The sequence below is a fragment of the Acetonema longum DSM 6540 genome, from assembly GCF_000219125.1.
GTDB classification, from domain to species: domain Bacteria; phylum Bacillota; class Negativicutes; order Sporomusales; family Acetonemataceae; genus Acetonema; species Acetonema longum.
Genome location: NZ_AFGF01000281.1, coordinates 1 through 955, shown reverse-complemented (window position 1 = coordinate 955; position 955 = coordinate 1). Strand labels below are relative to the sequence as shown.

General features: G+C 39.4%; 2 protein-coding genes. Both read left to right on the top strand.

Annotation, left to right across the window (positions count from 1 at the left end; genetic code table 11):
* The first annotated feature begins 199 nt into the window (after positions 1-199).
* Positions 200-445 (top strand): hypothetical protein, encoded by a 246-nt coding sequence (locus ALO_RS20260; protein ID WP_004100023.1) that lies wholly within the window; start codon positions 200-202, stop codon positions 443-445.
* A gap of 6 nt (positions 446-451) precedes the next feature.
* Positions 452-886, top strand: coding sequence for a hypothetical protein (locus tag ALO_RS20255; protein ID WP_004100021.1), 435 nt, complete (start codon positions 452-454; stop codon positions 884-886).
* Positions 887-955: the final 69 nt, after the last annotated feature.

The following is a 955-nucleotide window of genomic DNA, read 5'->3' as shown; positions in this document are numbered from 1 at the left end:
TCAACACGCTCTATTGGTCCTGACCGGCTAAAAACAGGGGGTTTTTCAGTGGTTTCTAACCGTCCCGGCGAGTCGCCAGGAAGCGAATAAGGTTGCTCAGGGATCGGCTAGTAGTCTAACTAATATTCAGAATCAGCAGATTGAGACATTAAGAAATGGCGGAGAGGTAAAAGTTAAAACTTATGAGGAAGCTCGAAAATTGCTAGACAATATGCCCGAATTGAAGCCCGCAACTGAAGCAGGAAAGTTACCTAATCCAGACGGTAGAATGCGTGATGGATTTGCTGATCCTAAGGGAACCTATAGGGGCGATTTGATTAACAAACAAGACCCCACGGGACCGGTGCATCCAGAGGTTAAAAATTCAGACCATGCTAACAACCCGCACTATAACATCAAGTTACCAAATGGCAAGAAAGCTACAATAATTATAGTAGGTGATTAGGATAAAATGAATAAAGACGAAATTATAAGGTACATTAAACTGGGAAGGAATAAATCAATTTGTGTTGATAGGCGCTTATTAGATCAATATGCAGGGCATGTGCGAGATGTAACAATAATGGATGATGCAACATTAATGATTGAATTTAATGTCTATGAATATGATGAAGGTGGTTTAACTATTAATGTCTATTACAATGACTACGATACACTCATAAATGCTGTACAGGAATACATTGGTTTAAATATTGAAATGTGGGAAAATATTTCTAAAAGTGGTTGGTATCCAATTTTAGAGGAAGAAGTCGATTTTAATCAATCAGACTCAAAATTAAAGCATGACCTAGTAAATAAGACTCTATTATTACCGCCAAACGGGAATATATATCAAATACCTAGCGGATATTGGAAAGACTTGGCTGATGGTCTGATCCAAATCTGATCGAGATAGTCTAACCCCTGAGGATGCCCCCCCGTTTGGCGCAATGCATTCTGGAGACACCAGGGAAAA